The organism is Bacteroides rodentium JCM 16496 (assembly GCF_000614125.1).
Taxonomy (GTDB): domain Bacteria; phylum Bacteroidota; class Bacteroidia; order Bacteroidales; family Bacteroidaceae; genus Bacteroides; species Bacteroides rodentium.
In genome coordinates this window covers 1-5,965 of sequence record NZ_BAKJ01000098.1, presented here as the reverse complement: position 1 = coordinate 5,965, position 5,965 = coordinate 1, and the positions used below count along the sequence as shown (strand labels likewise).

The 5,965-nt window shown below is 52.7% G+C and carries 7 protein-coding genes and 1 pseudogene; 5 read left to right on the top strand and 3 right to left on the bottom strand.

The annotated features are described in order from the left end of the window. The 3 genes from JCM16496_RS20450 to mobA all read right to left on the bottom strand — a co-directional run. The coding region (locus tag JCM16496_RS20450; protein WP_025836360.1) for a YWFCY domain-containing protein at nucleotides 1-918 on the bottom strand (918 nt) is incomplete at its 3' end. A gap of 30 nt (nucleotides 919-948) precedes the next feature. Continuing rightward, nucleotides 949-2,196 carry a conjugal transfer protein MobB gene (gene mobB, locus JCM16496_RS20445; RefSeq protein ID WP_004291483.1) on the bottom strand — a complete coding sequence of 416 codons (1,248 nt, stop codon included), beginning with the start codon at nucleotides 2,194-2,196 and terminating at the stop codon, nucleotides 949-951. After that, on the bottom strand, nucleotides 2,175-2,603 hold the full coding sequence (gene mobA / locus JCM16496_RS20440) for a conjugal transfer protein MobA (RefSeq protein WP_004291488.1): 429 nt from the start codon (nucleotides 2,601-2,603) through the stop codon (nucleotides 2,175-2,177). The genes mobB and mobA overlap by 22 nt, the downstream gene beginning before the upstream one ends. 421 nt (nucleotides 2,604-3,024) lie before the next feature. On the opposite strand from mobA, the gene JCM16496_RS20430 reads away from it, so the two are divergent. The 5 genes and pseudogenes from JCM16496_RS20430 to JCM16496_RS22460 all read left to right on the top strand — a co-directional run. Next, nucleotides 3,025-4,074 carry a ParA family protein gene (locus tag JCM16496_RS20430; protein WP_004291492.1) on the top strand — a complete coding sequence of 350 codons (1,050 nt, stop codon included), beginning with the start codon at nucleotides 3,025-3,027 and terminating at the stop codon, nucleotides 4,072-4,074. 2 nt (nucleotides 4,075-4,076) lie between these two features. Continuing rightward, nucleotides 4,077-4,516 (top strand): annotated as a pseudogene (locus tag JCM16496_RS20425) (DUF3408 domain-containing protein). Between the two features lie 2 nt (nucleotides 4,517-4,518). Next, nucleotides 4,519-4,872 carry a DUF3408 domain-containing protein gene (locus tag JCM16496_RS20420; RefSeq protein ID WP_004291505.1) on the top strand — a complete coding sequence of 118 codons (354 nt, stop codon included), beginning with the start codon at nucleotides 4,519-4,521 and terminating at the stop codon, nucleotides 4,870-4,872. 16 nt (nucleotides 4,873-4,888) lie between these two features. Continuing rightward, nucleotides 4,889-5,617, top strand: coding sequence for a hypothetical protein (locus tag JCM16496_RS20415; RefSeq protein WP_004304280.1), 729 nt, complete (start codon nucleotides 4,889-4,891; stop codon nucleotides 5,615-5,617). Between the two features lie 201 nt (nucleotides 5,618-5,818). Next, nucleotides 5,819-5,965 (top strand): DUF4134 family protein (locus JCM16496_RS22460; RefSeq protein ID WP_128809776.1); only part of this gene is annotated, 147 nt, incomplete at its 3' end.

Here is a 5,965-nt window from a genome sequence, read left to right as displayed (position 1 = left end):
CGTTTTATTGAGGTTGAGCATTATTGTGTAGGCACTCTCATAGGCATCCGTAATATCTTCCATAAAATCCGGGTGAATGGGATTGCACCGATGAGAGCGTCGCGGGTCGTCGAAGTTGATCACATAGAACTTCGGCTTTACCTTGTAGCCGTCCGGGTGGTTCAGCAAATGGTTGTAGGCAATAGTAGATAGGTCGGGATACTTGAAATCGTAGATGTATTGACTAAAGCCCTTTTCAATCTGTTGCTTGATAAAATTGTTTACCACGGCATAGGACTTGCCGCTGCCCGGCGTACCCAACACGATGGACGCACGGAAGGGATTAACTACATTGATCCAACCGTTGTTCCAGCGTTTCCTGTAATAGAAACGTGTCGGCAGATTGACCGAATACTCGCTTTCGATAAGCCTCGTTTCCTGCATGAAACTCTCGTTCTCGTTGTTGAAAACATCCTCCATCAAATTGTGTTTCAACAGGCGGCTCATCCACAGACCACCCATCAACAGGCAGACATAGCCCGTTCCAATGGTAAGGACATACAGTCCCGTCACCGCTTCAAGCGGCAGCGGCAGGGGCAGCAACCACCAGTTCAGGAAAAACAGCACGAACCCGACGGCAAATGCTGTCCAGATTCTCCCCCAAGTGATTTTCTCACCCTTGACACCCTTCGTACCCAGACAGGACAAGGCAAGCAAAAGGACGGAAAACAGCTTCGTGTAGAGAATGGAATGGAACAGCCCCGCCGTGCGGTCGAAGTTCAGAAGGATTTTGTCCACCACGCCGATGTTCACGCCCCACAGCCGGATGGCTTCGTAGCAGAACCAGTACACGTTCATGACCACTAAAATGATACTCACGGCACGCAGAAAATCCATGATTTTCGCCAATGCCCTCAAATCGTCTTCTTGTTGTGACATACATTGATTTTTTAATTGTTGATACTCTGATTACATACCCAAGCCCTTGCGTTTTTTCTTCTTTTTGCGCTTCATCGCCCGGATGAAAGCCTCTTCCTCGGCATCTACCGCCGGACCTTCGGGAGTGAGCAAGCCCATACCGCCCGATATATCTTCACTGTCGTAGGCGGTCTGCCCGTGTGCCTTGTCCGCAGCATCCACAGGGATGGATAGCGGTATCGGCGGTTGTCCGGCGTATGGCAGGGTGAAGTGTTCCTGCAAGGCATTCGCCGAAAGCTCCTTACCCATGCGCGAACCGTTCAGCACGCATCCCGTGCGGTGGTCGATGAAGGTAGCCCCATAGATGCGCCCTTCCTCTGTGTAGCGCAGTACGGTGTCGATGCCCTTCTCTTTGAGTTGGGATACAAATTTGTCCTTGTCATAAGTGCCTTGCAGCACGGAAAGGACGGTGCGTTTCGTCATGTCTGCCAGTTTCCTATCCTTGATTTCCGATTTGGAACGGACAAACTTCTTCTGTACGGCTTCATAGCCTGCGGACTTCCCGAAAAGCGAGGATTTGAACGGGTTGCCCACCTTGTTACCCTTGTCGTCCGTGACGGAATAGACCAGCCCGTGATACTCCCGTCCGCGCACGTTGCCCCTCGCTTCCTCCACCGTCATATTATATAAGGAAAGGAGCGCACGGTATTCGCCCATCGTCTGGAAACGGTACTGCCCATTCAGAGCCTTCACGGTGTTGCCTACCTGCTTCTTCACATCACCTGCCGATGCGGCCACCTTGCGCAACGGATTATCCAATCTCTGATTTTTACGTTCTGCCGGATGCAATCCGTACTTCTGTTCCAGTTCCCTGCGGATACGGTCGCTGCGGCGGTAGAGAAAATCCCGGTTGAGCCTTTTCCCGTTCTCGTCCACGTTGACCGTCACGATGTGCAGGTGGTGGCGGTCGATGTCCTCGTGCTTGAATACAAGATAAGGCTGGTTTCCGAAACCGAGTTTTTCCAGATACTCGCGGGCGATATTCTGCAACTCAATATCGGTCAGCACATCCTCCGGGTGCGGGTTGAGAGAGATATGCACCACCGGCTTCTCGATCTTCATCTGCGGTGGCAGGAAGGTGAGAAAACCCTCCATCGCCTTGCCTATGTCCACCGTTCCCGAACCGTCATTGTAGATGCGGTTGGTGGTGAGAAGCCGCCCCTGCGCCTCGTTAATCTTCTCCCCGTTGTAGGCAATCGCGCCGTACAACGAACTTCCTACACTGATTTTTGCGACCATTTTGCCTCCATTTCCCTTGAAAGTTCCACAATCCGGCGGCTCAGTTTCACGAGTTCGACGGTGTGTTGCTCTAATTTGTAGAGCAACGCCATCGCCTTTTTCTCTGAAAAATGCAGCCTCAGTTCCTTCACGACTTGGTTGTAATTCGTACCCACGGCACGGAATTGTGCATGAAAATCCGACAGTTTGGTGTAATAGTCCACCAACGTCTTGTCCACCTTCAGCACCTTGAACGGTTGCCCGAAGAAGTGCGCTTTGAGGAAAACAGACCGTGCATAGACACCCGATTTTCCGAACATGGCGAGGAAACGGTTGTGTTCCTCCTCGTTGAAACGGACGGTGTACCGGTACACCGCCGGATCAAGTTTGGGATTTCTCCCTGATTTGCTTTTCCTTTTCTCTTTCATATTACTTTGGATTTAGCGGATTGACGGCATAAGCCGCCGCTTCGGATTACAGCACCGCAGTTCTGAAAGGCTTCCCGACTTCGGAGGGAAAGCCCGCCCCCTGCAAGGGCAAGTGCTTTTCGTGGCTGCTCAAAATATTTTGAGCGGCTGAAAAGACATCTTGCTATGTTCAGGTGAACATAAAAATCCGTCAGGGGACGGATTGGGAAAATACCTTTCAGGACTCCGGGCCGCGCGTCATCGGCGAACCCTGCTGTCCGGGTGCAAAGTTACGCCCTTAAAGCGGTATCGGACAGATGCTTGACCCGGTCAATGACTGCCAACCGGCGCAACGTGCCGCCACTTGCCGGAGAAGTGATACAGGTTCCAAAATATACTTGTTTATTTGCAGCATGATTCAAGAAACGAACGATTTGAAGATATGATAAACGGAACATTCAAATACCCGGAAATCCGCTTCTTCGGATACTTGCCGAAACGGATACCCGAACCGTCGGAAACCCGGTTCTCCGACAATTCGGTGACGTATGGATTCAATGACTTCATGACGCAATGTCGTCAATCACCATTTGTCCGACGCACCGCTTCACCACAGAACCGGATACGCGACGACCCGCCTGCGTGTGTAGTCACGGAAGCGGATGGTGCGACAGCCAAATCCGTATGGAAACAGAAAAACAAATCATCAACAATTAAAATAAATGGAACTATGAGTAAGGAAATCTTCGTTGCATTCGCAACACAGAAAGGTGGCATCGGCAAATCCACTGTCACGGCACTTGCCGCCAGCTACCTGCACAACGTGAAAGGCTACAATGTCGCCGTCGTGGACTGCGACGACCCGCAGCACAGCATCCACGGGCTGCGCGAACACGAAATGGGGCTTATCGACAGCAGCACCTACTTCAAGGCTCTCGCTTGCGACCATTTCCGCCGGATCAAAAAGAACGCCTACACCATCGTCAAAAGCAATGCGGTGAACGCCCTCGACGATGCCGAGAGGATGATTGCCACTGAGGACGTGAAACCCGACGTGGTGTTCTTCGACATGCCCGGCACACTCCGAAGCAACGGCGTGATAAAGACGCTCTCGCAGATGGACTACATTTTCACTCCGCTGAGTGCCGACCGCTTTGTCGTGGAGAGTACCCTGAAATTCGTCACGATGTTCCGCGACAGGCTGATGACTACCGGACAGGCGAAAACAAAGGGGCTGCATCTGTTCTGGACGATGGTGGACGGCAGGGAGAGGAACGACTTGTACGGCATCTACGAGGAAGTGATAGCCGAAATGGGCTTTCCGGTACTTTCCACCCGCTTGCCCGACAGCAAGAAGTTCCGCCGTGACCTTTCGGAAGAGCGCAAGAGCGTTTTCCGCTCCACCATCTTCCCGATGGACACGGCACTGCTGAAAGGGAGTGGCATCCGGGAGTTTTCCGAAGAGATAAGCGACATCATCAGACCGCAGTGAGCATGGGCAGCAGGAAAGTGAACACGGAAGGCATCGACGAGGAACTGCTGTTAGCTCCATCGGGCGGCGCACACAGGACGGGACACTGCGCCCCGCACAGGAAGTACCCGCAGCTGCACCGACCGAAGAGGACACCGCCGCACCGGAACCATCTCCTGTGCAACCCGTAACACGGGAAAAAGCGCAGAGGGAAAGTGGACGCCGGAAAAGGCAGGACGAGGACTACAACGAGCTATTCCTGCGCCGCAACGAGATAAAGACCCGCCAATGTGTCTATATCAGCCGTGACGTCCACGGCAAGATCCTCAGAATCGTGAACGACATCGCCGGAGGGGAAATCTCAGTAGGCGGATATGTGGATACCGTGCTGCGCCAGCATCTGGAACAGCACAAGGAGAGAATCAACGAACTGTACAAGAAACAACGTGAAGATCTGATTTGAAAATGGAAAAAGAAATGACACCGAATGAAAAAAGACCACAGCAAGACTGCGGAGGTATGTTTACCCAAGTGCAGGCGAGTGTGGAAATACTGTCGCCTGTCCCGGTAAGCGGCAAATGCAGTGAGAAGGACTATGAACGCCTGTTCATCCGCGACCCGGAAGTAAAGGCACGTGAGGGGAAGATGGCGTATGTGCGCCCGGAGTACCACGAGCGTATCATGCGTATCACCCGTGTAATCGGGCATGACCGGCTTACGCTGTCCGCTTACATCGACCATGTGCTGACGCACCACTTCAACCAGTGCGAAGATGCGATAAAGAGCCTTTATGCCCGAAATTACAATTCAGTATTCTAACCAAAAACGGAAGGATATGAATTACACAATCAGCATGACAGACATTCTGCTGGCGGTATCGGTCGGCTGCAACCTCTGGTTCCTGTTCCTGCTCCTTTACGAGCGCATCATGGACACGCGGATTGTCCGCTTCTTCAAGGGCATTGTCGGATTATGGCGGTCACTGGACGGGAATGAGGCTAAACGCATAGCGGCACACGAGGAAGTCCCTGCGGAAAAGGCGGACATCATCGGCAAGAGCCGTTTCAGGATGGCATCCACCCGGACAACCGCTGCCATACCGACGCAAGAAGCCGCCACTATTGAAAAAGGCATTGAGCTGTCGGAGGAAGAGGCTACTTTTGACGACGGAAAAACGGGAAACGCATCCCGCCCGGCACAAGTCCCGGAGGAAAAACTCGATGAGACCTTCACGAGCATACCGCCGGAGGAACTGGGATACGGGGACGACGAACCGGAAGAGGACGCCTCGGACACGCCACGGGCTTCGGGCAGCAGCTTTGACGAGATTGACGACGCCTGCAAGACCGCCAAAAACCCGGACGCGACACAGGCGGAACGTGAAAAGGCGGCTAAGGTGTTCACCGACATGGAGGGCACGGAGTTGTACGAGAAAATGATGGAAGGCTCTTCGGAGATAGGCATCCGCATCAAGGGGCTTATCGAGATTCGGCTGAAGAAATCTGAAAAGGAGTTCGTCGTGCCGGACAACATCGAGGAGTTCGACATTCGCAACTATGTATGACAACAATAAAAGAAATGAACATGAAAGAATGACATCAACCCACGCGGCGAGGAAACGCAAGGCGCATCCCCATCCGCAACGGACACGCCCACGTCCGTGGAAACAAACGGGCATCCACTAAAACCAAAGTAAAGAAACAAAGTATCAACCGCCCGACAAAGGACCATCCACCCTTTTGACGGCAAAAAACAAGAACAGTTTATGAACAAGAACATCTTGAAAAACAGAAAAGCAATCCTCTCCGCGGCACTTGTCATCGCCGCAACCGCCTCCGCTTTCGCGCAGGGAAACGGCATCGCGGGCATCAACGAAGCCACCTCTATGGTGAGTTCTTATTTCGACCCCGGA